Here is a 1,307-nt window from a genome sequence, read left to right as displayed (position 1 = left end):
TAGCTTGGGTGATAGTCGACGTGTCAAACGTTTGATTACACTGTCGGCGACCTTAGCTGCTCATACGGGGAAATCTGTGCCACAAGCCAATCAATCTGCCGCAGACATCGAAGCGGCTTATCGTTTTATTCGCAATGATGCGATTTCAGCCAATGCCATTGCGGAAGCAGGTTTTATGGCAACTAAACAAGAAGCCTTGGCCTTTAACACTCTGCTGGCGCTGGAAGATACCAGTTCTTTGAATTTCTCCCATAAGGGAGTCAATGATGAGCTGGGTCACATTACGTCTTATCAATCCAGTCGCGGATTTCAGGCGCATTCGGTGTTGCTATATGCGCCCATTGAAAAGCAAGTGGTTGGTTTAATTGAACAAACCCTGTGGACCCGTGATATAGCAACCAAAGGCATCAGCAAGGAAGCGACCAAAAGGCCCTATCAGGAAAAGGAAAGCTTCAAGTGGGAAAGAGCCTCGCGTCAGGTTGCTGCACGTTTAGGAAGTCACATGCCACATGTCATCAGCGTTTGTGACCGGGAAGCCGACTTAATTGAGTACCTCCAATACAAACTTGAGCATCAACAACGGTTTGTGGTGCGTTCGATGATAAGTCGTCATATCGAAGAAGCGGACGGTAAGTTGCATCTCTATGGTAGGTCGTTGCAAAGTGCCGGTGAGCGGCAGGTTGATGTGGTGCAAAAAGGTGGGCGTAAAGCGCGCACTGCAATTTGTGATGTGCGTTTTGCGCCGGTGACGCTGAAGATGCCCAGTAACAAAGAAGGGCAAAGTACAGAATTGTATTATGTCAGCTGTATTGAGCGAGGCCGTGACGATGGCTTGTGCTGGCACCTTCTGACCTCGGAACCTGTAACAACGAAAGAGCAGGCGTTGACGACTCTGGGCTGGTATGAAAAGCGCTGGTTGATTGAAGACTTCCATAAATCATGGAAAACAGGGGGTACTCAGGTCGAAGCCCTGCGATTGCAAAGTAAAAGTAACCTTGAGCGAATGATCACCATACTGGCGTTTATTGCGGTGCGAATTCAGCAACTGCGCCACCTTGGCTTGCAAAAAGAACTCTCCGGAAAACAAAGCTGTGAAACCTTACTCGGTCCTAAAGCTTGGAAATTATTATGGCTGAAGGTCGAAAAGAGTAAGCCACCAAAAGAAGCGCCATCAGTGCACTGGGCTTACCTAAGTTTAGGCAAACTAGCTGGTTGGCATGATAGTAAACGAACAGGAATAGTCGGTTGGGAGCGGTTGTGGGAAGGATGGTTTATGTTACAAACCATCCTTGAAGGGTACGAGCTGG

Annotated in this window: 1 protein-coding gene; it reads left to right on the top strand. The window is 48.3% G+C overall.

Features of this window, described 5'->3' with window-relative positions:
* On the top strand, window positions 1-1,307 hold a 1,307-nt coding region (locus RHEIN_RS17080; RefSeq protein WP_008900230.1), incomplete at both ends, for an IS4 family transposase.

Origin of the sequence: Rheinheimera sp. A13L, assembly GCF_000217935.1 — a bacterium.
Classification (GTDB): Bacteria; Pseudomonadota; Gammaproteobacteria; order Enterobacterales; family Alteromonadaceae; genus Pararheinheimera.
This window is presented reverse-complemented; position numbering and strand designations above follow the sequence as displayed.